24 protein-coding genes are annotated in these 25,987 nt (G+C 59.3%); 12 read left to right on the top strand and 12 right to left on the bottom strand.

Features of this window, described 5'->3' with window-relative positions; all coding sequences use genetic code 11:
* Positions 1-2: 2 nt before the first annotated feature.
* The 4 genes from OIS50_RS17155 to OIS50_RS17140 all read right to left on the bottom strand — a co-directional run bounded on the left by OIS50_RS17155 (position 3) and on the right by OIS50_RS17140 (position 5,628).
* Positions 3-2,393: a TonB-dependent receptor gene (locus OIS50_RS17155; RefSeq protein ID WP_264691858.1), complete on the bottom strand. Its 2,391-nt coding sequence runs from the start codon at positions 2,391-2,393 to the stop codon at positions 3-5.
* Between the two features lie 189 nt (positions 2,394-2,582).
* Positions 2,583-3,317, bottom strand: a complete 735-nt coding sequence (locus tag OIS50_RS17150) for a head GIN domain-containing protein (protein WP_264691857.1) — start codon at positions 3,315-3,317, stop codon at positions 2,583-2,585.
* Between the two features lie 97 nt (positions 3,318-3,414).
* Positions 3,415-4,005, bottom strand: coding sequence for an RNA polymerase sigma-70 factor (locus OIS50_RS17145; RefSeq protein WP_264691856.1), 591 nt, complete (start codon positions 4,003-4,005; stop codon positions 3,415-3,417).
* 324 nt (positions 4,006-4,329) lie between these two features.
* Entirely contained in the window at positions 4,330-5,628 is a 1,299-nt protein-coding gene (locus OIS50_RS17140; protein ID WP_264691855.1) for an MFS transporter, read from the bottom strand.
* A gap of 335 nt (positions 5,629-5,963) precedes the next feature.
* Between OIS50_RS17140 and OIS50_RS17135 the strand changes: the two genes are divergently transcribed.
* The 5 genes from OIS50_RS17135 (at position 5,964) to nth (ending at position 8,739) form a co-directional block, all read left to right on the top strand.
* Positions 5,964-6,413: a hypothetical protein gene (locus OIS50_RS17135; protein WP_264691854.1), complete on the top strand. Its 450-nt coding sequence runs from the start codon at positions 5,964-5,966 to the stop codon at positions 6,411-6,413.
* Between the two features lie 58 nt (positions 6,414-6,471).
* A complete protein-coding gene (locus OIS50_RS17130; protein ID WP_264691853.1) occupies positions 6,472-7,008 on the top strand; it encodes a DUF6799 domain-containing protein in 537 nt (178 codons plus the stop codon).
* A 229-nt stretch (positions 7,009-7,237) separates the two neighbouring features.
* Positions 7,238-7,873, top strand: a complete 636-nt coding sequence (locus tag OIS50_RS17125) for an RNA polymerase sigma factor (RefSeq protein ID WP_264691852.1) — start codon at positions 7,238-7,240, stop codon at positions 7,871-7,873.
* Positions 7,812-8,042 carry a hypothetical protein gene (locus OIS50_RS17120; RefSeq protein ID WP_264691851.1) on the top strand — a complete coding sequence of 77 codons (231 nt, stop codon included), beginning with the start codon at positions 7,812-7,814 and terminating at the stop codon, positions 8,040-8,042. Before OIS50_RS17125 ends, OIS50_RS17120 begins: the two co-directional genes overlap by 62 nt.
* A 22-nt stretch (positions 8,043-8,064) precedes the next feature.
* Complete coding sequence (nth, locus tag OIS50_RS17115; RefSeq protein WP_264694408.1) at positions 8,065-8,739, top strand: endonuclease III; 675 nt, start codon at positions 8,065-8,067, stop codon at positions 8,737-8,739.
* On the opposite strand, the gene OIS50_RS17110 is transcribed toward nth, so the two are convergent.
* Positions 8,736-9,935 carry a glycosyltransferase family 4 protein gene (locus OIS50_RS17110; protein WP_264691850.1) on the bottom strand — a complete coding sequence of 400 codons (1,200 nt, stop codon included), beginning with the start codon at positions 9,933-9,935 and terminating at the stop codon, positions 8,736-8,738. The genes nth and OIS50_RS17110 overlap by 4 nt on opposite strands.
* A gap of 110 nt (positions 9,936-10,045) precedes the next feature.
* A complete protein-coding gene (gene gldB, locus OIS50_RS17105) occupies positions 10,046-11,068 on the bottom strand; it encodes a gliding motility lipoprotein GldB (protein WP_264691849.1) in 1,023 nt (340 codons plus the stop codon).
* A gap of 112 nt (positions 11,069-11,180) precedes the next feature.
* Between gldB and OIS50_RS17100 the strand changes: the two genes are divergently transcribed.
* A complete protein-coding gene (locus tag OIS50_RS17100; RefSeq protein ID WP_264691848.1) occupies positions 11,181-11,870 on the top strand; it encodes a porin family protein in 690 nt (229 codons plus the stop codon).
* A 93-nt stretch (positions 11,871-11,963) separates the two neighbouring features.
* Here the strand turns inward: OIS50_RS17100 and OIS50_RS17095 are convergent, their stop codons facing one another.
* From OIS50_RS17095 to OIS50_RS17085, 3 genes are all read right to left on the bottom strand, one after another.
* Positions 11,964-13,571 (bottom strand): Rne/Rng family ribonuclease, encoded by a 1,608-nt coding sequence (locus OIS50_RS17095; protein WP_264691847.1) that lies wholly within the window; start codon positions 13,569-13,571, stop codon positions 11,964-11,966.
* Between the two features lie 355 nt (positions 13,572-13,926).
* Entirely contained in the window at positions 13,927-14,835 is a 909-nt protein-coding gene (locus OIS50_RS17090; RefSeq protein WP_264691846.1) for a tetratricopeptide repeat protein, read from the bottom strand.
* Positions 14,836-14,931: 96 nt separating this feature from the next.
* Positions 14,932-15,273, bottom strand: coding sequence for an HU family DNA-binding protein (locus OIS50_RS17085; RefSeq protein WP_262696974.1), 342 nt, complete (start codon positions 15,271-15,273; stop codon positions 14,932-14,934).
* A 146-nt stretch (positions 15,274-15,419) separates the two neighbouring features.
* Here OIS50_RS17085 and mutY point away from each other — a divergent pair, with 146 nt between their 5' ends.
* The 4 genes from mutY (at position 15,420) to recG (ending at position 20,007) form a co-directional block, all read left to right on the top strand.
* Positions 15,420-16,520: an A/G-specific adenine glycosylase gene (gene mutY / locus OIS50_RS17080; RefSeq protein ID WP_264691845.1), complete on the top strand. Its 1,101-nt coding sequence runs from the start codon at positions 15,420-15,422 to the stop codon at positions 16,518-16,520.
* Between the two features lie 89 nt (positions 16,521-16,609).
* Positions 16,610-17,053 carry a single-stranded DNA-binding protein gene (locus OIS50_RS17075; RefSeq protein WP_264691844.1) on the top strand — a complete coding sequence of 148 codons (444 nt, stop codon included), beginning with the start codon at positions 16,610-16,612 and terminating at the stop codon, positions 17,051-17,053.
* A gap of 189 nt (positions 17,054-17,242) precedes the next feature.
* Positions 17,243-17,824 (top strand): gliding motility lipoprotein GldD, encoded by a 582-nt coding sequence (gene gldD, locus OIS50_RS17070; RefSeq protein WP_264691843.1) that lies wholly within the window; start codon positions 17,243-17,245, stop codon positions 17,822-17,824.
* A gap of 86 nt (positions 17,825-17,910) precedes the next feature.
* The gene (gene recG / locus OIS50_RS17065; protein WP_264691842.1) at positions 17,911-20,007 is read left to right on the top strand and encodes an ATP-dependent DNA helicase RecG; all 2,097 of its coding nucleotides are present in this window, start codon (positions 17,911-17,913) and stop codon (positions 20,005-20,007) included.
* A 57-nt stretch (positions 20,008-20,064) separates the two neighbouring features.
* Here recG and OIS50_RS17060 read toward each other — a convergent pair whose 3' ends face one another.
* On the bottom strand, positions 20,065-20,277 hold the full coding sequence (locus tag OIS50_RS17060; RefSeq protein ID WP_264691841.1) for a hypothetical protein: 213 nt from the start codon (positions 20,275-20,277) through the stop codon (positions 20,065-20,067).
* Positions 20,278-20,633: 356 nt separating this feature from the next.
* Between OIS50_RS17060 and OIS50_RS17055 the strand changes: the two genes are divergently transcribed.
* Together OIS50_RS17055 and OIS50_RS17050 are read left to right on the top strand one after the other, a co-directional pair.
* Positions 20,634-22,085 carry a hypothetical protein gene (locus OIS50_RS17055; RefSeq protein ID WP_264691840.1) on the top strand — a complete coding sequence of 484 codons (1,452 nt, stop codon included), beginning with the start codon at positions 20,634-20,636 and terminating at the stop codon, positions 22,083-22,085.
* A complete protein-coding gene (locus tag OIS50_RS17050) occupies positions 22,086-22,421 on the top strand; it encodes a hypothetical protein (RefSeq protein ID WP_264691839.1) in 336 nt (111 codons plus the stop codon).
* Between the two features lie 117 nt (positions 22,422-22,538).
* On the opposite strand, the gene OIS50_RS17045 is transcribed toward OIS50_RS17050, so the two are convergent.
* Together OIS50_RS17045 and OIS50_RS17040 are read right to left on the bottom strand one after the other, a co-directional pair.
* On the bottom strand, positions 22,539-24,326 hold the full coding sequence (locus OIS50_RS17045; RefSeq protein WP_264691838.1) for an acyl-CoA dehydrogenase family protein: 1,788 nt from the start codon (positions 24,324-24,326) through the stop codon (positions 22,539-22,541).
* A gap of 327 nt (positions 24,327-24,653) precedes the next feature.
* Complete coding sequence (locus OIS50_RS17040; RefSeq protein WP_264691837.1) at positions 24,654-25,832, bottom strand: thiolase family protein; 1,179 nt, start codon at positions 25,830-25,832, stop codon at positions 24,654-24,656.
* Positions 25,833-25,987 lie beyond the last annotated feature (155 nt).

Raw genomic sequence — 25,987 nt, 5'->3', positions numbered from 1 at the left:
CGTTAGAAGTTGAAGTTGTAAGACACTGAAGGCAGCATCGAGCCGAACACCGACAGGCGCACGGCCTCAGTTTTGCGCGGATTGTCTTCGTTCTGGCGGAAGTAGATGCCGTAGGCGTTGCGGCGGCTGTACACGTTGTACACCGAGAACACCCACTCGCTCTGCCAGCGGCGGCCTTCCACCGTGCGGTTCTTGAGCGTGGCGCCTAGGTCGAGGCGGTGGTAGGCGGGCACGCGGTAGTTGTTGCGGGCATCGCCGCTTACCACCGGCACCACCAGCCCCTCATAGCTGAAGCGGGCGTTGGGGAAGGTGGTAGCCACGCCGGTGCTGTAGGCAAAGTTGCCCGACACCGTGAGGCGCTTGCCCACTTGGTACATGCTCACCACCGAGAGGTTGTGCGTTTTGTCGTACTTGTTGGCGTACCACTCGCCGCGGTTAATGCCGTCGATCTGCCGCTCCGAGCGCGACAAGGTGTAGCTCACCCAACCGGTAAGCGGGCCTTGGTTTTTCTTCACGAAGAACTCCGCCCCGTAGGCGCGGCCCTGGCCGTAGAGCAGCTCGCCTTCCAGATTCTTGTTGAGCAGGGTGTTGGCCCCGTTCACGTAGTCGATCTGGTTGTCCATGGTTTTGCCGAACACCTCCACCGAGGCCTCGTAGCCGTTGTCGAGGAAGTTGCGGAAGTAACCTAGGGCCACTTGGTCGGCGCGCTCCGGCCGGATGTTGTTGGTGCTGGGGCTCCACACATCCAAGGGCGAGGCGGCCGTGGTGTTCGAAATCAGGTGGATGTACTGCGCCGTGCGGTTGTAGCTGGCTTTCAGCGAGCTGTTCTCACTCAGGGTGAAGCGCAGCGAGGCGCGGGGCTCGAGGTTGGCGTAGCGCTTCACCACCTCGCCGTTTTTGGGCGTGCGCGGGTTCAGCGGGTCTTTGCGCTGCCCGGTTTCGCCCTGGTAGTCGTAAATGGTTTTGCCGGTACCTAGGAAATCGAACACCGACAGGCGCAGGCCATACTGCAGCTGCAGGCGCGGCGACAGGGTTTGCTCGTTGTCGAGGTAAGCCGCGTACTCGCCCGCCTTTTGCTCGTCCACCTTCAGCTCCACGAATATCGACTCGGCGCTCAGCGGCTTTACCGTAGCGGGGTTAAACTGGTAACGGGTACCGCTCACACCGCCGCTAATGGTGTTGTTCGCATTCAGCAGGAAGCTCAAATTGGCTTTGCCGGTGTAGTTGCGCACGCTCGAGGTCCACTCAAAGGCCTGCGTGCCGTTGGGCACACCTAGGGCGTAATCGTACTGCGCGGCCACGCCGGTAAAGTTCCCGAACAAGCGGGGCGAGAACTGGTGCGTCCAGCGGGCGGTGCCGCCGGTATTGCCCCAGTTGTTTTTAAACACGTTGCTGAAGTTGAACACGTCGCGGCCGCGGTAGCCGGTTAGCTGCAGCTGGTCGCGCGAGCTAAACTTGTGGTTCACCTTCACGCTCAGGTCGTAGAAGTACGCCTGATTGTCTTTCTGATCGGGCACCAGCTTCAGGAACAAGTCGCCGTAGGAGCGGCGGCCGGCCAGCACCACCGAGGTGCGGTCCTTGATCAGCGGCGCCTCCACGGCCAGCCGGCTCGAAATCAGGCCAATGCCGCCGTTTACGCTGGCGCGCTCGGCCGTGTGCCCATCACGCAGGCGCACATCGAGCAGCGACGACAACCGCCCGCCGTACTGAGCCGGAATGCCGCCCTTGTACAGCTTCATGTCCTGCACGGCATCGGGGTTGAAGGCCGAGAACAAGCCAAACAAGTGCGACACGTTGTACACGGGCATCTCGTCCATCAAAATCAGGTTCTGATCGACGCCGCCGCCGCGCACGTTGAAGCCCGAAGCCCCCTCGCCTACCGTCGTCACGCCGGGCAGCAGCTGAATGCTGCGCACCACATCCACCTCACCCAGGAGCGCGGGCATGAGCTTCACGGTGTTCATATCGAGCTTGTTCACGCTCATTTCGGGCTTGCGCACGTTGTCTTCGGCGCGCTGGCCTTGCACCACCACTTCCTGCGTTTGCATGCGCACGGCCGCGAGCTTCACCGAGCGCGTGGCATCGGCCCCTAGGTCGAGGCGCACCTCCTGCGGCTCGTAGCCCATAATCAGGTAAGTAACGGTGTGCGTGCCTTTGGGCAGCTGCAGTTGGTAGTAGCCGTTTTCGTCGGTGTTGGCACCTAGGCCCAGCGCTTTCACGAATACGCTGGCACCTACCAAGGCTTCGCCGGTGGCGCCGTCGCGCAGGTAGCCGCTTAGGGTAGCCTGCCCGGCGGGCGCCTGCCTGGTGGCCGCGGGCGCGTTCTGGCTCCAGGTGGGACTGGCCGTCAGTAGCAGCCCCGCGGCCAGCCCCCATTGGATAGGTAGTTTCATGTTTGTTTTCAGAGATGCAGCTTCCCTAGGTGGCTAGCAGACGCCAGCCAGAGCAGTTGCGGTTGTTGAGAGAAGGGAGAGTTTGGGAATTGATGAGTTAGGGAGTTAAGGAGTGAGCGAGTTTTGCTGGCGCGGTTTGGAGGCCGAACGCAGAGCCAATTCCTAAACTCAGGAACTCCCCAACTGAGATTAGTTGCCCGACAGCACTTTGCCCGAGCCCGAGATGCGCGTGGTAACAGTGGGGTTGCCGCGGTAGTAAACCGTGCCGCTGCCGCTGATTTCGGCGTTGAGCGTGCGGGCGGCGTGCACGTAGGCTTTGCCCGAGCCGCTGATGGAGGCGTAAGTATCCTGCGTGGCCAGCTCGTAGGCGCTTACCTTGCCCGAGCCGCTGATGTTGACGGTGTGGCTGGTGGCCTCGCCACCTAGGCGGGCCTCGCCCGAACCCGAAATGCGGGTGCGAAGGCTTTGTACCCGGGCTAGGTCGAGGGTGGCTTCGCCGGAGCCCGATACCTCTACCTGAAAGGAGTTGGCCGACCACGGCGAGGTGCTGCGCACTTTGCCCGAGCCCGATACTTGCACCTCCGACAGCGAAGGCACCGTGATGTACACTTTAATAGGATCGTGGCTGCGTACCTGCACGTGGCCGTACTCAATCTGCAGCTCGTCGCCGTTGATTTCGGTTTCGAGCACATCGAGGATGTTGCGTTGGCCTTCGAGGCGTACTTCCTGCCGGCTGCCCTGCGTGAGAATTACCTCCGCATCAATCTTGAGCTCCACACGGCTGAAGCTGTTGAGCGAGCGGGTTTCCGTAACGGTGGGGCCAGTGCCCCGCACCCGCGGGCCGAAAGCGTCGCCTTCGTGCGAGCAGCCGGCAGAGAGTAGCAGTACCGAGACAAGTGGAGCGATGAGCCAGTTGGTTTTCATAGCGGTTGAGAGAGGTTGGTTGATCAGGGTTTTCAGTAGTAAGAGCCGCAACCCGGGCCCTACCCCTACGCCACCCCTGAAAAAATTTTCAACCTCGCTATAACAGCCACGAATTCAGGCCCGAAAAAAAGCCACTGAGCTTTTCGCGCATGATGCGCAGGGCCTTGCCCATTTGGTTTTCTACGGTTTTGGGCGCCACTTCCAGCGCTTCGGCAATCTGCTGATAGCTCATGCCCTCTTGCCGGCTCATCAGAAACACGGCGCGGCACTGCGGCGGCAGGGCTTCGAGGGCGCTGGCCACCAGCTGCTCGGCCTCCTGGCCCTCCAGGTGCTCGGCGGTGGTGTCGCGGCCGGGTTCGGCGAGGTTGGCGTCGTCCCAGCTTACCTGGCGTTTTTGCTGCGCTACGTGGCGCAGGGCCGCGTTCAGGGCGGCGCGGTAGAGGTAGGCTTTGTAGGTGCTGCTGATAACGAGCGTATCGCGGTTGTTCCAGATGCGCAAAAACACGTCCTGCAGCAGGTCTTCGGCCACGGCGCGGTCGTGCACTACCCGGAACACGACGCTACCTAGGGGACGGTAAAAGGCCCGAAACAGCTCTTGCATGAAAGCCTCCCCGTTGGTGCGCTGCAGCTCGGCCAGGCGGGCTTCCAGGGCATCTACTGTTTCAACTTCGGGTATACTGGCAGCCATATCCTCGCGGGTAGCACGCGGGCCTTGCGGCTGACGCGGCGCAAAACTACGGAAGATATGCTTTGCGCTATGCTTTATCGAAGGCTCAATTGCATGCTCAGCCCAGGCAGCCACACGGCGTACCACAGGCGAAACCGAAATCGGGGCAAGCAAAGCGTAACTGTCCATAATCGTACAAGGCCCAGGTGAATGCCCGTACGAAATACCAAATCAATGCCACACCAGTAAACACATGATAATGTGGTTGCTGCGGGCAAACAGCGGCCAAATGATGTCGAAATTATGTCCGGTTTCGGACACGGCTGTCCGCTGGCTGGCCGTGCCCTAGGTAGCGGCCACCGGGGCGGCCTCCTTCACGTTTTGCAGTCGGCGCAGGCGCGGAGCCAGCAGGGCCGTAAAGCCCACCACCACCAGCGTCATCAGGCCGCCAAACACCACCGAGGGCACCACGCCCATCAGCCGGGCTACCGTGCCCGACTCGAAGGCGCCGATTTCGTTGGACGAGCCGATGAAGATGTTGTTCACGGCAGCCACGCGGCCCTTCATGTACTCGGGCGTGAAGGTGTGGATAAGCGTGGAGCGCACGATAACCGAAACCGAATCGAACACGCCGGTGAGAAACAGCAGGAACAACGACAACCAGAAGTTGGTGGACAACGCAAAGCCCACGGTGGCCAACCCAAAACCCGCCACGGCCCACAACAGCTTACGCCCCATGTGGCGGTGCAACGGAAAGTAGGTAAGCGTAACGGCCATGAGCACCGAGCCCACGGCCGGCGCGGCGCGCAGGTAACCCAGGCCGTCGGCGCCGGTTTTCAGGATTTCGTCGGCGAAGATAGGCAGCAAGGCCACGGCCCCGCCAAACAGCACCGCAAACAAATCGAGCGACAGGGCCGCCAGCACAATCTGATTCTGGAAGATGAAGCGCACGCCCGACAAAATGCTTTCCTGCAGGCTCAGTTGCTCGCCCTCGCGCGGCGGCAGCGGCCGCCCGGCTATGCTGCTAAACAGCAGCAGGGCCATAATCGTCAAAATCAAATCGATGCCGTAAGCCGCCGATATCCCTAGGTGCGCGTAGAGCAAACCGCCGATGGCAGGCCCCATTACGGCCGAAAACTGCCACGTGGAGCTGTTCCAGGTAATGGCATTGGGCAGCAGCTGGCGGTTGGGCAGCAGCTGCGGCATAAACGAAAACAAGGCCGGCCCCAAAAAGCCCCGCGCAATGCCGCTCACGAAGATGACCGCGTAAATGGGCAGGGTTTTGTAGTGCTCAATCACCCACGCGCCCGTAGGCCTGGTGAACAGGTACAAGGCCAACGAGCACAGCATAAACACCGTTACGGCCGACACGATGATGTTTTTGCGCCGCACCGAATCGGCCACGTGCCCCGCGTACAGCGACACCGTGATGCTGGGTATGGCCTCGGCCAGGCCAATCAGCCCGAGGGCCAGCGGGTCTTTGGTCAGCTGGTACATCTGCCAGCCCACTACCACGGCCTGCATTTGCGTGGCCAGCACCAAACACACCCGCGCCGAAATCAGGCGACGAAACTCCGGAATGCGCAGCGCGGCGTAGGGGTCGTGGAGGGGCCGCTGGGGCGCGGCCGAATCGGCAGTACTCATAGGAAGCCTCTAACGGGAAAAGCGCGCAAAGGTAGGCTGCCCGTTGTTGCTCCGACGATTTGCTTTAGGCGCCCAATTTTAGTATTGTTGTGTATAACGCCAGGTGCTGCACCCACCCGCCGGCAGCCTGGTTTTCCGGCGCCTCCATCTGCTGCGCCGCCCGCACCTACTGTTGCTTTGCTTGCCAGCTCCGCCCCGGGGGCTGAATTTGGCGAGGTGCCGATTTTTGCTTGCTTTCCGGCCCTTTTGCCTGAGCAGATACGTCCGCCGGGCTGTGCTTCCGCTGCTGTGTTGCGCCTCTTTGCCGCGCTTTGGTTTCTTTTTTTCTGCTGATAATGAGCGCTGCCCTTCAGGATATTGTCGACGTGTCGTTCCGCGACGACCTAGGCCTACTCTTCAGCCGCTGGCTGCGCGGGGTAGATGACGCCGAGGTGCGCCAAGGCTACGAGGCTTCCCTGGCGCTGGCCGCACCCCGCCGGGCGCGCTACTGGCTGCTCGATATGCGCCGCCGCGGCATGGTAAGCACCACCGCCACGCGCTGGGTAATGGAAGCTTTTTTGCCCCGGCTGGTAGCTACCCTGGGTGGGCAGGTGTATCTGGCTTACCTGATTTCGCCGGCGCACCAGAGCGAAATTCCCGCCATCATCAGCAATGCCCGACCCGCCGACGACCGTTGCCGCGTGCAGGTGTTTACCGACGAGCACTCGGCTACGGAGTGGCTCAGGCAAAGCCGCCAGCTGAACATTGCGCACGCCCAACCGCTGCCTACAACAACGGGCACCTAGGCCGCGTAGAGCAGCGTGCGCACCGGCATCCACTTTTCGCGGCGCGCCCGATAGCCCCATGAGACGCCTACTCCTGTTGTTTTTCCTGTGCTGCGCTACCCTGGTTTCGGTGGCACAGTCGGCCCCTGCTCTGAAAGACGGCGCCTACCGCCGCAACGGCGTGGTTATGCGCCTGAAAGCCGGAAAAGCCACGCGCCTGCAAGCTCCGTTAACCCTCGCCGACGGCTCCGTTATCAACCCCTCGGGCATGCTCGTGCGCAAAGACGGCACCCGCCAGCAGCTGCCCGAAGGCCAGGCCGTGAACATGCAGGGCGTGGTTGTCAACTTCCGCGACGATATGCGCACGCCGCAGGCCATCGAAAAGCAAAGCGTGCAGGTAACCGGCAGCACCGGCGAAACCCGCGTAATGGTGCCCGGCACACCCGTACCGGCCAACACCGCCCGGCAGCTCCGGCAGCTGGAAGAGCGCGTGGCCCTGCTGCAGCAAGCCACCGATAAGCTGGCCGAGCGCACGGCCCTAGGTGCCGCCGCCGTGCCCAACGGCACCCGCTACGACCAGCAGCTCCGCACCCTCGATGCCCAGCTGAAACAGTAACTGCACGGTTTTTGCGCCTTGGAAAGCCTGCTGCTCCAGCGGGCTTTTTTTATTGTTGAGCTTCGGAACCAAAAAATAATTTCGGTGCCGGCCACAATACGCGTTGTTTCGGAGCCCCCAGAACTCTACATTTGATCAACACGCTTTCTTCACGGGCTCTTCATCTAACTTTTCACGGCAACCTGCACAATATGGCCTAAAGCTCTACGTTCCCCTAACCGTAGCCTTTATGGAAACTATGCAGCCGAGCGATTCCGCGTTGATTTCGCTCTACATTGCCGGCAAGGAAGAAGCCTTCGCCCTGCTCTTGGACAGGCACAAGCGCCGTGTCTTCACCACGATCATGCTGATCGTGAAAGACCCCGTGATTGCCGAAGACCTGATGCAGGACGCGTTCATCAAAGCGGTGCACACGATGAAGAGCGGCCGGTACAATGAGGAGGGGAAATTTTCGTCGTGGATCTGCCGCATTGCCCACAACCTGGCCATCGACTTTTTCCGCCGCCAGAAGCGCAACCCGCAGCTTAACCTCGATGCCACCGGCCACGCGTTCAACTCGTTGTCGTTGGCCGAAGAAGGTGTAGACGCCTCCATGACCCGTGAGGAAACCTATAGCCATCTTCGGGAGTTAATACAAGAGCTGCCGGCCGCGCAGAAGGAAGTGCTCATCATGCGCCACTACGGCGACATGAGCTTCCAGGAAATTGCCGATGCAACGGGGGTGAGCATCAATACGGCGCTGGGCCGTATGCGCTACGCGCTCATCAACTTGCGGAAGAAAATGGCCGCGCAACCCGTCTTCTATGATCAAAACCTTTACCCACGAGACCCTGCTCCGGTATGTGTACAACGAGTTGCCGGTTAAGGAGACCCAAAGTATAGAGCAAGCCCTGCTGCACGACGCCGACCTGGCCGCTCGTTGCGCCGATTTGCTCCAGGCCCAGCGTTACCTCGATGCCCTGCAAGACGGGCCGTCGGACCGCGCCGTCGAGAACATTTTGCAGTATTCGCGCACCTTCATGCGCTCGAGCTAAACCGCCTGTGCCCAGAGCTTCTATGCCCCGGGCCGAGCGGTTTCGCCGCTTTCTGGCCTATTTCACCAACCACTTTCCGGAGCCCGAAACCGAGCTGCACTACCGCAACCCCTACGAGTTGCTGGTGGCAGTGGTACTCAGTGCGCAGTGCACCGACAAGCGCGTGAACCTGGTTACGCCCCCGCTGTTCGAGCAATTCCCCACGCCGCAGCACCTGGCGGCCGCCTCGGCCGAGGAGGTGTTTCCGTTTATCCGCAGCGTTTCGTACCCCAACAACAAAGCCAAGCACCTGGCCGGCCTGGGCAAGATGCTGGTAGAGAAGTTTGGCGGCGAAGTACCCGACCGACTTGAAGACCTGCAGCAGCTGCCGGGCGTTGGGCGCAAAACGGCCAACGTAATCGTGTCGGTTATATACAACCAGCCGGCCATGGCCGTCGATACGCACGTGTTTCGGGTGGCACACCGCCTAGGTTTGGTACCGCGCACAGCTACTACGCCCTTAGCTGTAGAGAAAGGCTTGGTGAAGCACACGCCCGAGGAGCTTATTCCGAAAGCTCACCACTGGCTGATTCTGCACGGCCGCTACATCTGCGTGGCGCGCAACCCCAAGTGCCTGCAGTGCCCGCTTACCGATTTCTGCAAGTACTACAACGACAAGGTGCAGCCCACGCTGGAGCCCATTGTGGCGCCGGTTTAGCCGGCCGCCCGCTCCAATATCAGCTGTACTTCGGCGGCCAGCCGCTGGCGGTCGAACAACTGCTGCGCTACTTGCTGCCCCCGTTGCCCGGCCGCGCTCAGTTCAGCCCTGTCACCTAGGGCCCGGTGTAAGTTGTCGGCCAAAGCCCTGGGTTGCTCGGCTGGCACATACCAGCCGCAGCCGTGTTGTTCCACAAACTGCTTCGTCCAGCCTGGGTTCGTAACAACCACCGGTGTGCCCACGGCAAGGCTATCGTAGAACTTGGCGGGCGAGTTGGTATCGAGCACCGGCAGGTTGATGAAGGAAACCACCGATACATCGGCAACCGCCAGCCACGCAAATACCTGGTGCCTGGGTTGCGGTGACACCAGCCGGATGGCTGCGCAACGCGAAGCCGCCTCCCGGATAAGCGGCTCATAATAGCCGTGGCCCATAAACAACCACACCACCTCGGGTTGCAGCCGGTGCAGCGCTTCGGCAGCTTGCACCAGCGTGGGTATGTCGTTGGCGCGACCGAAGGTGCCGGCGTACAGCACCACCGGGCGGCCTGCTAAGTTGTGCTGCCGGCGCAGGGTTGCAACGGCTTCGGGCGTAGCTTGGCTGGCCTGGTCGAGGTCGGTGCCGTTGAGGATGGTGCTCAGCTTCTCCTCTCCTATCCCTAGGTGGCGCACGTACTGCGTCATGCCCGGCGAGAGAGTGACGATGTGGCGGGCCTGCTCGTAGAGGCGCCGCTCAGCGGCATATAGCTGACGCTGAGCAAGTGGGTTGCGTACCGCGCCCATTTCAATGGGAAAGGTGGGCCACAAATCCTGCACCTCAAACACCCACGGCACGCGCCGCTGCTGGGCCACTTTGCCCGCCACCCAGGCAGCCGACAACGGCGTGGAGATACCCCAAATCACATCGGGCTTAGGTATGCGTTGGCCTTGGCGCCACGCATAGGCCATGTACTGCACAAAGGCCCAACCCCGCGCCGCCACGCCCATGCGGTTGTGGTACGGTATGTCGGCGGCCAGCATGTCTACGCCGTCGGGAAGCCACGGGTAGTTATGCGTCAGACGCTGCCGCTCCCAGGTGTTGGTCGTAATCAGCGTAACCCGGTGGTGCCGGGCAATGTGCGCCAGCAACGAGTAATGCCGGCTGGTGGCCGGGCAGTCGGGGTTGGTGTGGTACTGGCTGAAAACGGCGATGTGCACTTGGCGAAAATGCTGAATTATGAATTCTGAATGCTGAATTATTCGCGTTGGAAGGCGCTATGTGCAGGTACCGTCATCCCAATTCAGAATTCATAATTCAGCATTCAGAATTAACCTTTCGGTTTGGGCCGGTAGCGCGATTCCGTGAGGATGCGCTGCGAATCCTTCATGGCCATTAGCTGCGCCAGGGTTACGTTGGGGTGCTCGGCCATGTACTTGCGCACAATTTGCCAGCCCAGCCACAGGCCAATGCGGCCGGGGCAGTTTTTGTCGATTTCGGGTACGCTGGGCCGCTCGCCTACGTACTTCTGAATCTGGAAGGGCGAGGTGTTGTAGAGCAAGTTCTTCTCCAGGAAGTGCCCCCAGATTTTGGCCTCGTTGTAGTGCACATTTTGCAGCTCCTTGCCCGGAAAGCCAACCAGCAACGAATCATCGGTGCAGGGCAGCACTTTTTCGGCGAAATAGAGCGCCTTACCGCCCTGTATCATCTCGCCGAGCATGGTGTTGCTGGTCAGCTCCTTCTTGTTGTACTTGGTTGAAATAGCCAGGGCCGTGGTGGGCAGCACGTACTCGGGGCGGTAGCGGCGCAGGATGTAGTTGGGCACGTTGGGCCGATACGCGGCCTTCGGCCCCACAAAAAAATCGGTGCTGATAACCAACAAGCTGTCGTTGGCGAAAACGTCCTGGCTTAGGCCGCTCACAAAGGTTTTGGCCTGTGGCACCTTAAAATCGGGGAAGTAGTAGCGCACGTGCTGGAACATGCGCTGCAAGTCGCCCTGCCACCGCTCGGTGTCCCGGAAAGTGGTATCGGCTTGTTGCCCTAGCTTTTGCAGCCCGGGGTTGGTGGCCAACCGCACCAACGCCTGCTGCAGAATGGCATCCGAGGGGTATTGCCCCCGCTGCAAAAAGTGGCGCGCAAAAACCGGGTTGCGGTCCATAAACAGCTTGGCGTCGGCCGGCGTCCGGATCTGGAAGAACTGCTTTTCCAGCCGGTCGAGCTGCACCGGGGCGGCCACGCGGGCTACTTCCGGCGACATCTCGCACTTTTCATCCCGGTTACAACCAACCGAAAACAGCAGCGTGGCGGCCAACACCGGGGCACTCAGCCAAAGGCGCAAACGCGGAAAGGGCATGATGGGTAGCAGGGGGACTTTATATTTAGGGCGAAATTAGACAAAACGCCGGGCCAACGCGCCCGGTTGGCTGTAGCAACGCGCTACGGCTGCTAAGCGTGCATCTCCTCCTATGAAAAAAACGATGTTGGCGCTGGCCCTGCTTGTGGGCGGCGTAGCTACCAAAGCCTCGGCCCAGGTTGAAATCGGCCTGAAAGTATCGCCTTCGGTTACCAGCCTGCGCGTTAGCTCGCCTACGGAGCGCAACTTCCAGAGCGACGGCAGCCGTGCCGGTATCGGTGGCGGAGTAGTAATTGATTACTTCTTTGGCGAGAACTACGCCTTCAGCACCGGTCTGAACCTGACGTTTAAGGGCGGCAACGTACGCTACCTCACCGAAAACTCGCCTACCGATAACGGCCTCTCGACGCAGAAGCAAAAGATCGGTTTGCAGTACCTCGAAATTCCGGTTACGTTGAAGCTGTTCACCAACGAAATTGCTACCGATACCAAGCTTTACTTTCAGGTGGGCGGCACGGCCAACGCTCGCGTAGCTTCGCGCATCAACGGCAACAAATTCTACACCGACCCCTCTACCGGCAACGAGACCAAGGCCTCCAGCCACTTTATTGTGCCCGATGCGGCTTTGCTAGGTGGCCTAGGGGTTGAGTACCAGGTGGGCCAAAGCACCAAGGTATTCGCTGGCGTGTCGTACCACCGCGGCTTGTTCAACATCGAGCGTTACTTCGACAATACCCGCAAGCTCAAGGACATCACGTTCAAGAACAACGAAGTAGCCCTCGACCTGGGTCTCAAGTTCTAATCGGTAGCTACCAGAGAAAACACCAACGCCCGCCGTTCTGCACTCAAGAACGGCGGGCGTTGGTGTTTTACGCCTAGAGCAAGAACCTAGGCGTTAATCATCCGTTTCGTCGTCGCGGTCTTGCAGGCTGTTCAGCTCGGCGGCGCGGCTGTGCAGCTCAATGTCCTCGCCGCGCTCGTCCTGAATGCGGTAGTCCGTCAGGCCCAGGCTCGTGTCCTTCACCACCTTCACCCATTTGTAGTACTTCAGATACCACTTCATCTGCTTGCTTACCAACCCTTTGGTGTAATAAGCGTGCAAGAAGGGGTGCACGTACAAGGTGAGGCCCGCGTGGTTCTGGTTCACTAGCAGCTCGTCGATGCTGAGGTCGATTTCGTCGGTAACCAGAATGGAGGCGGTAATTTTACCGGTGCCGCCGCAGGTGGGGCACACCTCGGTGGTAATGATGTTCTGCTCAGGGCGCACGCGTTGCCGCGTAATCTGCAGCAGACCAAACTTGGTGATGGGCAGAATGGTGAATTTGGCTCGGTCGCGCGCCATAATCTGCTGCACCGTGTCCTCCACCTTTTTGCGGCTCTCGCCCGAGCGCATGTCGATAAAGTCGACTACCACGATGCCGCCCATATCGCGCAGGCGCAGCTGGCGGGCCACTTCCTTGGCGGCAGCCAGGTTCACCATCAGCGCGGTGGCTTCCTGGTCGCTTTGCTGGTTGCTCTTGTTGCCCGAGTTTACGTCGATAACGTGCAACGCCTCGGTGTGCTCGATAACCAAGTAACCACCGCCGGGCACCGTAACGGTTTTGCCGAAGAGAGTTTTGAGCTGCTTTTCGATGTCGAATTGCTCAAAAATCTTCGTTTTGCCTGAGTAAAGCTTCAGCAAATCCACCTTGTCGGGGGCAATCTGCTGCAAGTAGCTGCGCAGCTCGTCAAACAGCTCCTGCGAATCGACGTGGATAGCGTCGAACGAGTCACTGAGCATGTCGCGCAGCATCGACGACGTACGGCCCAGCTCGCCGAGCACCTTATCGTTGGGCTTGGCGTTGCGCAGGTTTTGGTAGAGCTGCTCCCACATGGCCACCATGTTGGTCATGTCGCGGTCGAGCTCAGCCACGTCGCGGCCTTCGGCAACGGTGCGGATAATCACGCCGAAGCCATCGGGCTTAATGGAAGCAATCAGGCGCTTAAGCCGTTCGCGCTCGGCCCGGCTCACGATCTTCTTCGATACCGAAATGGTGTCGGAGAAGGGCATGAGCACGAGGTAGCGCCCGGCCATGGATAAGTCGGAAGAAAGGCGCGGACCCTTCGTCGAAATCGGCTCCTTCACAATCTGAACCAGCATTTGCTGGCCCTTCTTGACGATGTCGGCCATCTTGCCGACTTTCTCGAGGGCAGCATCGCGCGGGAAGCCCTTGAGGTGCGCTACCGGTGCTTTGCCGGAGTGCACCAGGCGCGTCCACTTGGCCAGGGTCTGGAATTGCTCGCCTAGGTCGCCGTAATGCAGAAAGGCGTCCTTCTGGTACCCGATATCAATAAACGCGGCGTTCAGGCCGGGCATTACTTTCTTGACGGTGCCCAGAAAGATGTCGCCCACCGCGTAGTTGGTGTCGTTGCGGTCGAAGTGATACTCGATCAGCCGCTTGTCCTGAAGCAGGGCAATCCGCTCGCCTTCCTGAGTCGAATTAATGATTAACTCGTTACTCAATGGAGTTCGGGGTTAGCCGGCTGTCCGGGAAGGCTTGTAAAACGTTGCACCGTGCATAAGCCAAGAAGGGAAGCCAGCGCACAAGCACCAGCTTCCCCCTTATCTAGTTCCACGGGGAGAACGTAACCACAAAGCCACGCCCGGGAGTCGGCGGGGTGAAACATAGGGCGCGGCGCCACCTTACGGCCACGCAGGCGCCCAGCAAACCCCCGCGGGCTTACTTCTTCTTATGACGGTTCTTGCGCAGGCGCTTCTTCCGCTTGTGGGTGGCAATCTTGTGACGCTTTCTCTTTTTACCGCAGGGCATGAGATTTATGGTTTAAGGTTAAGTGGTTGATTTCGAAAGTAGTTTACACTACAATTTCTGAAGTTCTTCGTTCACCGAGGTTAGCAGGCCGGGGTCATTGCTGAGGCTTTTCACCTTCAGGAATGTTTGCCGGGCATCTTCCTTCTTGCCGGATTGAGCCAAGGATACGCCCAAGTAGAACATTCCGTTCACATTCTTGGGGTTTACCTTCACCAACTCCTGGAACCGCTCTACGGCCTTGTCGGGCTGGTTGCTTTGCAGCGCCAGGATGCCCAGGTTGTAGAGTGCCTTTTCATTCTTCGGGTCGGCGGCCAGCACCTCGCGCAGCATCATGATGCCTTGCACGGGGTTTTCGCTAGCCATCAGCGCCATCCCTAGGTTCGTTTTGGCGTCCAGGTTTTGGGGGTTCTGCTTCAGCACCTTCTCGTACAGCTCGCGGGCTTTGCCACCCAGCATTTTGGCGCGCTCTTCGGTAGCCGCAAAGCTGTACGCTTCGAAGTACTGATCGGCGGCCCGTTTCCAGGCTTGCTCGCCGGGCTTAGCCTGGGCTACCTGCTCGTAGTAGTAACCGGCACTATCGAAGCGCTGTACCGATTGGTACTGCTTGGCTAGGTCGGTGGCTACGGTGAGCTTGGCAGCACCCTGCGCGCTCCGGTAACGAGCCACGAGCGTGTTCAGGCCCTTGCGCTGCTCGGCCGATGCCATGGTGTGCGGCTGCTGAGCCGTAACGCCTTGGCTGGCTGGCACCGGGCCCGAGGAAGCCTCGGTTTTGGAGCCGTTGGTGTTGGGGCCACCGCCGTTGGGCGAGCTGGTAGCAGCGGCGTCGCGGGCGGCTTCGCCTTTGCCCTCCTTGGGTTTCACCACACCTTTGGGCAACAAAAACAACCCAACTACCACCGCGGCAGCCAGGATGAGAATGAGCAGTTGGGGCGAAAAAGAAGAGCGGCCGTTAGCCATAAGCAGAAGAAAAAGGCGGCCGCCGGGCTGCTGCTTTCGGGGCAGACCAGCTCGGCGGCGCCGGCAAGTTTACGAAGAACCGAGCGGTTTTAAGCCTTAGGCCTGTACCGGCTGCTCTTTTACCTTCTTGCTGTTTTTGATTTTGCTGATGAAGGTCTTCGAGGGCTTGAAGCTCGGGATGAAGTGCTCGTCGATGATGATCGAAGTATTTTTCGAAATGTTACGGGCCACTTTCCGGGCCCGCTTCTTGTTTACGAAGCTACCGAAGCCACGCACGTAGATGTTGTTGCCGTTGGCCATCGAATCCTTCACCACTTTGAAGAAAGCCTCAACGGTTGCAGACACGTCGGTTTTCTCAATGCCGGTCTTCTCGGCAATCTCGGCAATTACTTCTGCTTTGGTCACTGTATTAGGAACCTGAAAAGTGAAAAAAAGAATAGGCAAAAAGCTGTTAAAAACCCGTAAGCCCTTGCCCGGTAGGCATTTCGGGCCACAAAGGTAGTCCCGTTTTTTGGTTTTACAAATGCAATTGCCAAATACCGTGAATCCGGGCAATTGATGGCAATATATTAATAATCAACACGTTGATCAACACTTCGCCGCCTCAAGCCCATCCGTTTTTTGCCGAGGCATTATTGGACTGGTACCCGCGCCACCGCCGCGACCTGCCGTGGCGCCGCACCCAGGATCCATACGCTATCTGGCTGTCGGAGATAATCTTACAGCAAACACGCGTGCAGCAAGGACTGCCTTATTACGAGCGTTTTCTGGCTGCTTACCCCACCGTGCACGACCTCGCCGCCGCGCCCGAGCAGGAGGTGCTGCGCCTGTGGCAAGGCCTGGGTTATTACTCCCGGGCCCGCAACATGCGCATTACCGCGCAGCAGGTGGTAAATGAGTACGGCGGGCAGTTTCCGGCGCGCTACGCTGAGTTGGTGAAGCTGCGGGGCATCGGGCCGTACACGGCGGCCGCTATTGCGTCGTTTGCGTTTGGCGAGCGGGTGGCCGTGCTCGATGGCAACGTGTACCGCGTGCTGGCGCGGGTGTTTGGGCTGACCACCGACATTGCCCAGCCCTCGGCCCGCAAGGAGTTCCAGTACCTGGCCGATCAGCTGATTTCGGTTGAAAACCCGGCCGACTACAACCAGGCCATTATGGAGTTTGGCGCCATTCAGTGCACGCCCGCCAACCCCGATTGCCTGTTTTGCCCCGTGCGCGAGCCGTGCTTTGCGTTTCAGCACGGCATGGTGCAGCAACTGCCCGTCAAGAGCAAAGCCAAAGCGGGCCGCACGCGCTACTTCCACTACCTAGTGTTGCGCCACGGCGAGCGGGTGTATCTGCGCAAGCGCACCGGCAAGGATATCTGGCACAGCCTCTACGACTTTTACCTTACCGAAACGCCCGAGGCCGCCTTGCCACCCCAGGCCCTGCTCGCCGAGCTAGAGGCCCTAGGTGCCCAAGTAGCCACCGACCGGGTGAGCGAACCGGCAGCGGCTTTGCGGCACGCGCTGAGCCATCAAAAGGTAGAAGCCCGCTTTCATGAGTTGTGGTTGGATGCTCCGCTTACCGACCGGGTACTGAAACAGACGGGGTTAGAGGCTTATCTGGCCGAGCAAATGGATGAGCTGCCCAAACCGGTTATCATCAGCAATTACCTGAGTCAAAAAGGCATTTTAAGCAACTAAAAGCGTTTGCTTTTTAGCTAAAAAATTTAGATATTGTAATGCAATTAGCACCGGCTAGTTGTTCCTTTCAACAAGACACACAGAAGATTATGTCGAGCGTAAACAAAGTTATCCTGATCGGCCACTTAGGTACCGACCCCGAAGTGCGCCACCTCGAAGGCGGCAGCACGGTAGCGCAGTTCCGCTTGGCTACCAACGAGTTCTATAAAGACAAGCAAGGCAACCGCGTAGAGCGCACCGAGTGGCACAATGTGGTAGCGTGGCGCGGCCTGGCCGAAACGGTGGAGAAATACATCAAGAAGGGTCAGCAGGTGTACGTGGAGGGTAAAATTCGCACCCGCCAGTACCAGGACAAAGACCAGCAGACGCGTTACGTAACCGAAATCGTGGCCGACGAAATCACGATGCTAGGTGGTGGCGGGCGTAGCCACGGCGAGCAGCAAGGCAACCAGGCTGCCAGCCAAGCCAGCAACGCGGCGGCCGAGCCCAATACTTTCCGCCAGGAGCCGGAGCTAAACGAACTGCCGTTTTAGGCCGGTTGTTTAGTGGCATAAGCCGCCCCAGTCATGCGTTGGCTGGGGCGGTTTGCGTTTGTGCTGCGTGCAACTAATGCGCTGCTCCAGGTGCTTCGGCTGCTGCTTGCTGCCGAGCGGCCGGGCACCTAGGGCGTACTCCGGCTTGCTTCGCGTAATTTTGGTTTGTCACCTTCTCTCCCGCTGCCTGTGCTCCGCTCCTACTGCGCGCTGCTGATTGCCGGTTTGCTGCTTTCGGGCTGCAACACCGCCTCCGATTACACGCCCAAGCCCAAAGGCTACAACCGCATCGATTTGCCGCCGCACGCTTACCAGCAACTGCCGGCCGGCCACCCGTACCGGTTCGAGTACTCGAAGCACGCCCGCATCCTGCGCGATTCGTCGTATCTGGCTCAGCCGCACTGGATCAACGTGAACTACCCCGCGCTGCACGCCAACGTGCAGATTACCTACACCGACATCCAGAACAACCCCAAACTGTTCGCCAAGATGCTGGAGGACGCGCGCAAGCTCACGGGCAAGCACCAGATCAAGGCGTCGGCCATTGAGGAAAACATGCTGAAAACGCCCGACGGAAAGCAGGTAACCGTGTTCGAGCTGAGCGGCGAGGTGCCGAGCCAGTTTCAGTTCTACACTACCGATTCCACGAAGCATTTCTTCCGCGGGGCGCTGTATTTCCGCACGGCCGTAGCCAACGACTCGCTGGCGCCGGTTATCGACTACGTGAAGGAGGACATCGTACACCTCGTCAATACGCTGAAGTACCAGTAAGCCTGGCCTCCCATCAGCTAACCACTGTTATCCACCTAGGGCCCTGCCCATAGCCACTCGCCTGCTGCTGGCAGCTGAATGACTGCATGAGCAACTTCTTCAACACCAAAATTGCCCTGCTCCGCGGTATGGATACGCGGCGGGCCGACGTGCTGGCCAAAGAGCTGAACCTGTTCACCTACGGCGACTTGGTGCAGTTTTACCCCTTCCGCTACCTCGACCGCACGCAGTTCTACCACGTGTGCGACTTGCACGACGACCTGCCCATGGTACAGGTGAAGGCTACCGTGCGCACCAAGGAGCTGCTGGGCGAGGGCCGCAAGCAGCGCCTCGTGGCCAAGGCGCAGGATGCCAGCGGCGAGGTGGAGCTGGTGTGGTTTAAGGGCGTGAAGTGGTTTGAGAAGTGGCTGAAAAACCACCAGGAGTACATAGTTTTCGGCAAGCCGACGCTGTTCAATGGCAAGCCGCAGATAGCCCACCCCGAGCTGGAAGAAGTATCGGAGGTGAAGCCCGGCGCTTCGTTTCTGCAGCCGGTGTACTCCAGCACCGACAAGCTGCGCAACTTCAACCTCGACACCAAGGGCATCGGCAAGCTGATGGCGCAGGTGCTGAAGCTGGCGGCACCACACTTCCACGAAACGCTTTCGGCCGACCTGATTCAGCGCTACGCCCTGATGCCCAAGGCCGAGGCCATGCAGCAGATTCACTTCCCGCAAAGCGCCGATTTGCTGCAGGCCGCCCGCTTAAGGCTAAAGTTTGAGGAGCTGTTTTACATTCAGCTGAAGCTGCTGCGCCAAAAAACCGAGCGTAAGGTGGAGCTGGCCGGGCAGATTTTCGACAAAGTGCCCACGCTCACGCACTTCTATAAAAATGTGCTGCCCTTCGATCTGACGATGGCGCAGAAGCGGGTAATCCACGACATTTACAAGGATTTTACGGCCGGCAAGCAGATGAACCGCCTGCTGCAAGGCGACGTAGGCTCGGGCAAAACCATTGTGGCGTTTATCTCGATGCTGATTGCCGCCGACAACGGTGCCCAATCGTGCATGATGGCCCCTACCGAAATCCTGGCCGACCAGCACTACGAGGGCCTGAAGAAGTTTGCCGACATGCTCGGCATCAAGATTGGCAAGCTTACGGGCAGCACCCGCACCTCGGAGCGCCGTGTATTGCACGAACAGCTGCGCTCGGGCGAATTGCACATGCTGGTGGGCACCCACGCCCTGCTCGAAGACGTGGTGCAGTTCCGGAACCTAGGGCTCACCATTATGGACGAGCAGCACCGCTTCGGTGTGGCGCAGCGTTCGAAACTGTGGCAAAAGAACCCGCACGTAATTCCGCACGTGCTGGTGATGACGGCCACGCCCATACCCCGCACGCTGGCCATGACGCTTTACGGCGACCTGGACGTGTCGGTAATCGACGAGCTGCCCGCCGGCCGCAAGCCCATCGTAACCGTGCACCGCTTCGACTCGAACCGCCTGAAGGTATTTGAGTTCATGCGCCAGCAAATACGCCTAGGTCGGCAGTGCTACGTGGTGTACCCGCTGATTGAGGAAAGCGAAAGTATGGCCGAGTACAAGGACCTGACCGACGGCTACGAGAGCATTACGCGCGCTTTTCCGGAGTACAAGGTGAGCATTGTGCACGGCCGCATGAGCGCCGCCGACAAGGACTACGAGATGCAGCGTTTCCTGCGCAACGAAACCCAGATAATGGTGGCCACTACCGTGATTGAGGTAGGCGTGAACGTGCCCAATGCTTCGGTGATGGTGATTGAATCGGCCGAGCGGTTTGGCCTTTCGCAGTTGCACCAGCTGCGCGGCCGCGTGGGCCGGGGCGCCGATCAGAGCTATTGCATCCTGATGTCGGGCTACAAGCTCAGCAAAGATTCGCGCACCCGCCTCGAAACCATGGTGCGCACGAACAATGGCTTTGAAATTGCCGACATCGACCTGAAGCTGCGCGGGCCGGGCGACCTGATGGGCACGCAGCAAAGCGGGGTGCTCGATCTGCTGGTGGCCGACTTAGCCAAAGACGGCAAGATTTTGACGGAGTCGCGGGCGGCGGCGCAGGAGCTGCTCAACGATGACCCCAACCTGGCGAAAACCGAAAACCAGAACATCCGCCGCCACATTGAGTCGTTGCCGCCTACGGCCGTGAACTGGAGCCGCATCAGCTAACAACTGCCCGCTGCGGTATGGGCATAAAAAAACGGCTCTGGGAGCCGTTTTACAGTGCTAGTTCATCGAGACGGTTGTCGCTCGAACCGGAGCGTTGCTGCCTTGCGCTTCGGAGTAACTTACCGGGCGGGCAAAAAACGCGTGCAGCGAGTTTACGGGTTGGTAGATCGGTTGGGGCGTAACAGCAACTGAAGTACTGGCGCGCTCTTTAACGAGCTTGCCCAAAACAACCAGGGTTAGCAGAACAACGAATTGTAAAAAGGATTTCATGTGAGCAATCGACAGGTGGAGGGAGCAGGCCTCTGCAAAAGTTGGGCCTAAACGTTGGCCAAGCCCGGCTGGCTTGACTGGCGGAACCCTAGAAATAGATTTAATGCGCGCTGATCGGTGTGGCAGACCGACTTTGCGTTACCGCGGCGCAAATTTAAGCCTTCATTCCGGGTAATCCTAGGTGGCTCAAACGATTAGATGAGCAAGAGGTGACAAAAAACGGGTTAAGAAAACGTGAACAACTGATTTTGAGCGTTAGGCAGCGGGGCGTGTACGGGAGCGGCCCGCAGAATGATACCTTTGAGTAGGAACTTTTTTTAGCGTTGCTTACAAGCCCCTTTAAACCAATTCATTCCGTGCGCTTTTCTTTTTTTCACCTCTCGGCCGCTTTTTTGGTAGCTGGCCTGTGCCTGAACGCGCCCGTTGCCGAAGCGCAACGCGTGCGCTCTACCCCGTTCGCCTACGTACCCGAGCATACCGAGGACCCTTACAACCAGCGCGTTCACGTGAAAACGCTGCCCATTGCCGGCAGTAAGGATTTTATTATCCTGAGTCACCGATCGGCCTCTGAATACGCCGTAGAGCGCTACGATGCCGACCTGAAAAAAGTGTGGTCGGCAGCTGTGCCGGTTGCTGCCGGCGAAAGCCTGGAAGCGTTTTCGCGCAACGATCAGCAGGCCTTGGTGGTGGTGCACCACAAAGACGAAACGGGTCAGCATTTGCTCGTGCAACCCATCGACTTAAAAACCGGCCAGAAAGCTGCGGCCAAGAAAGTGGCGGCAGGCGGCCCGCGCGAGCGGCGCCCGGGCATCAGTATTTCGCCCGATGGCACGCAGCTGGTCGCGTTCCGCTACGTAACGCGCGAGGAGCAGATCAAAGCCCTGAACGCGGTGCACTACGATCGGCAGCTGAATAAGCTGAAAGACCGCAGCTACGACTTCGCGGCCCTAGGTTCGTTCTTCTCCCCTACCGTGTATGTGGCCAACGACGGCACGCAGTACGTGGCCCTCATCAGCGACAACAACCAGAAGCTGACGGTGCGCCGCTACGCCGATGCCGAGACGGAAGTGAAGGTGATGTCGGTAGCGGTGGGCGGCACGTTTGGCGGCAAAAAGGTGACCGTGCGCGACACGCAGTGGCGCATGCTCGATGGCAAAACCCTGTTTGGCGCTGCCCTCTGCGCCGATTTCAACTCGGGCGAGTACTACAGCCTGAAGCTGGTGAAATTCGACTTCGCCAACACCGACATGAAGTTTGCGCCGGAGTTCAAGTTTACGCCGGAGTACCTGGCCGAGGTAAACAAAGCCACCGGCGGAGCGGCCAAGCGCCTCGACGACGTGTACCTCTCCGACGTACTGCGCACCGACGACCAGAACGTAGTGGTAATTGCCGAGAAAAAAGCCGAAGAAGGCGAGAATGCCCCCGTGCACGCCCGCGAGCTGCACCTGTTCGGCTACAACGAGTTTCAGTCGCCCACGTGGCAGAAGGTAGTGGCCAAGCACCAGATTGCGCCGGCCGCTGAGAGCTTCACGGGCATCGGCTACCGCGCCGCCACCATCGGCAACGATGTGAGCATCGTGACGATGGAGAAGCTGCAGAACAAGTCGGATCTGTTCGGCCGTAAAGTGACAGCAGCTACCGGCGCGGTAACGGCCCCGAAGGCCCTAGGTCTGAACGTTGCCAACGACCAGCAGCTGGCCTACGTGAAGGACTTTACCGCCTGGCTCGACGACAAGACGATGGTAGTGGTAACGCGCCCCAACAAGAAATCGGCTGCCCTTCAGCTCAACAAAATCGTGCTGAAGTAGATGCTCGATTTTTACCTGTTGGATGATGCCGCACCTAGGCCCACCCCCGCCCGGTTAGCCGAGTTGCCCAAGGCCGGTCAACTGTCGGCCGACGACTTTACCGACCTACAGGAGCAGCGCATCATTGAAAAACGCTTAGACTATTGGCAGGACTTCCGCTGGAGCAACGGCATCGTGAACATGAAGCTGCAATTGCTGCTGCACCGGCACCCGCAGCTTTCGCCCACCTTGCCGCAGGCCGATAGCCCTGCCCAACGCTTCTTTTTGCTATTGCTCAATGCCTCAGCAGCAAACACCGGCTTGCTGGCCATTGGGCACGATGACCACGCCACCTAGGGCAACCGAACAGCCACAACAAAAAACGCCGCTCCAAGCCGGAGCGGCGTTTTTCAGTTTTCCCCCATCGGGAAATAGCCCTGCCGTTTCCCCGCGGCAGGGATGCTTGCGTGTCGCTTAGTACACGTAATCGTTGGCCTCGATCAGCGGCGCCGCAATGCGACGACGCGCGTCCTTGGTGTTGAACAGCTCGGCCTTGGTGAAGCGCTTCAGGCCCAGGGCCAGCAGGCGCTGCTCGTCGCCTTCGGTCATGGAGGCAATGGCGTCTTTGCCCGACTTGTTCACCAGGTCAACGGTGTCGGCCAGGTACACGCGGGCAATGTCGATCTGCGGACCCAGGGCGTCTTCGCCCTTCAGGCTCACTTCTTTCTCCACGCGCAGCAACGTGCTTTCGGCGGTGTACACCTTAATGGCCATGTCGGCGATGTTCATCAGCACTTCCTGCTCTTTGGCGAGCGAGTTCATGTACTTCTGAACGGCCGTGCCGGCTACCATCAGGATGGCCTTCTTCAGGTTCTTGATGGTCTTGTATTCCTTGCTGAACAGGCCGGTTTCTTCCTCACCGCCGAAGTCCGGAATGGCCATCAGCTCCTGCTGCACGGCCGTAGCGGCGCTCATCAGGTCCAGCTCGCCCTTCAGACCCTTCTTCAGGATCATATCAACGGCCAGCATGCGGTTGATTTCGTTAGTGCCCTCAAACAGGCGGTTGATACGCGAGTCGCGGTAAGCGCGGTCCATGGGGTAGTCGGCCGAGAAGCCGTAGCCACCGTAGATCTGCACACCTTCGTCCACCACGTAGTCGAGCACTTCCGAGCCTTCTACCTTCAGGATGGCGCACTCCACGGCAAACTCGCGGGCAGCACCCAGCAGCGCTTCGTTGTGGCCCTGGCCCTGCGACTGCAGCTCCTGCTCCTTGCGGTAGATGTCCATGCCCGCGCGGTAGATAGCCGACTCTACGGCGTAGATGCGGATAGCCTGCTGGGCAATCTTCTGGCGGATGGCGCCGAACTTGGCAATCGGCAGCTTGAACTGCTGACGCTCGTTGGCATACTTCACGCTCAGGCCAGCCACGCGCTTGGCTGCACCCAGGCAGGCAGCAGCCAGCTTGATGCGGCCGATGTTCAGGATGTTGAAGGCGATGAGGTGGCCTTTGCCTACTTCGCCCAGTACGTTCTCCTTCGGTACTACGCAGTCAGAAAGGAATACCTGGCGCGTGGAGGAGCCTTTGATGCCCATTTTGTGCTCTTCGTTGCCGAAGGTGAGGCCGGGCGTGCCGCGCTCCACAATGAAGCCGGTGAACTTGTCGCCATCAACCTGCGCGAAAACGATGAACACGTCGGCAAAGCCGGCGTTGGTAATCCACATCTTCTGGCCGTTCAGCACGTAGCTGTTGCCATCCTCCGTCAGCACGGCCTTGGTTTTGGCACCTAGGGCGTCGGAGCCCGAGCCGGGCTCGGTGAGGCAGTAGGCGGCAAACTTAGCACCGCTGGTCAGGTCCGGAATGTACTTGGCCTTCTGCTCCTCGGTACCGAAGTACAGGATGGGCAGCATACCGATGCCCGTGTGGGCCGCGAAAGCAACCGGGAACGAGTGGCCACCGCCTACGCCCTCGGTTACGAGCAGCGAGGTGTTGAAGTCCATGTCGTAGCCGCCGTACTCAGCGGGGATGCTCACACCAAACAGGCCCAGCTCACCAGCCTTGCGCATCAAGTCAGCCATGAGGCCTTCCTCGTGGTTGTCGAGGCGGTCGAGCAGCGGGTGCACTTCGTTCACCACGAAGTCGAGGCAGGTTTGATACATCATGCGCTGCTCCTCCGAGAAGTCAGCAGGCGTGAATACGTTTTGGGCTTCGGTTTCCTTGATGATGAACTCGCCGCCCTTGGTGGTTTGCTGGGTTACTTCCATGGCCGTGGGAATGTTGAGATGTCGTAGAAAGTGTTAGGCTTGCCGACTATTTGGGGCCGGCAAGGGCCGGCTGCACTGTGTACCGAAAGGTAATAAAAAATGTTATGCGTGCCGACTACTTTGGGTAAAGAAAACCCGGAAATACCGGGTTTTCTGTTTGTTACCTATATCAAAACCAGCAGATCAGGGCTTCGGTTCTGAAAGTCAGCGGGTTTTTGCGCTTGTTCTTGAACGTCATGCTGAGCGCAGCCGAAGCATCTCTCCTGATCGTATGCTCAACGAAGCGGGAGATGTCTCGACTGCGCTCGACATAACGTTCTTTTTTTGCTACTTCAGCAGCTCGTAGATGCCGGCTACGCCTTGGCCGCCGCCTACGCAGGCGGTTACCATGCCGTACTTTTTGCCGGTGCGGCGCAGCTCGTCGAATAGCTGAATCGAGAGCTTAGCGCCTGAGCAGCCCAGCGGGTGACCTAGGGCAATGGCGCCGCCGTTCACGTTCAGCTTGTCGGGGTTGATGCCCAACTCACGCACTACCGCGATGGACTGCGAAGCGAAAGCCTCGTTTAGCTCGAAGAGGTCGATGTCGTCGAGCTTCATGCCAGCTTGCTTCAGCGCCTTCGGCACCGCCTTAATCGGGCCCATGCCCATGATGCGCGGATCAACGCCTTCGGCAGCGTAGTTGATCAGGCGGGCTACCGGCTCCAGGTTCAGCTCCTTCACCATCCGCTCCGACATTACGATAACGAAAGCCGCACCGTCGGAAGTCTGCGAGGAGTTGCCGGCCGTTACGGTGCCGTTCTGGGCAAACACTGGGCGCAGACGGCCCAGGGCTTCTACCGAAGTATCGGCGCGGGGACCTTCGTCGGTGTCTACCACGTAAGTGCGCTTCTTCTTTTTGCCCGAGGCTTGGTCGAGGTAGGTTTCCTCTACCGTAATCGGCACAATTTGGTCTTTGAAGCGGCCTTCCTTAATGGCACGAATGGCTTTCTGGTGCGAGTTGTAGCTGAACTCGTCCTGCTCTTCGCGCGTGATTTTGTAGTCCTGCGCTACGGCTTCGGCCGTGAGGCCCATGCCGAGGTAGTAATCCGGGTGCTTCTGGGCGAGGTTGTAGTTCGGCACGGTCTTCCAGCCCACGGTGGGCACCAGGCTCATGCTTTCGGTACCGCCCGCAATGATGCAGTCGGCCATACCGGCCTTGATTTTGCCCACGGCCATGGCAATGGTTTCCACGCCCGAGCCGCAGTAGCGGTTCACGATGAGGCCTGGAACGTTGATAGGTAAGGCCAGCAGCGAAATCAGGCGGCCCATCTGCAGGCCTTGCTCGGCTTCGGGCACGGCGTTGCCCACCAGCACGTCATCGACGCGGGCAGGGTCGAGGGCCGGCACCGAGGCCATCAGGTGCTTGATTACCTCGGCGGCCAGGTCGTCGGGGCGGGTGAAGCGGAAACCACCGCGGGGGGCTTTGCCCACGGCCGTGCGGTAACCAGCTACGATATATGCTTCCATGTTGATTGTGTCTTGAAAGAAGTAGAGGTTAGACCAATGCTAGTTCTAGTTCCCCTCCTCAAATGAGGAGGGGTTAGGGGTGGTTGACCTCTGATTAAAGAACAACTAGAGCTAGTTTTTAGATCTAATTCTTCAACCACCCCTAGCCCCTCCTC

This window comes from Hymenobacter sp. YIM 151858-1, from assembly GCF_025979705.1.
In the GTDB taxonomy this organism is placed as follows: Bacteria; Bacteroidota; Bacteroidia; order Cytophagales; family Hymenobacteraceae; genus Solirubrum.
This window is presented reverse-complemented; position numbering and strand designations above follow the sequence as displayed.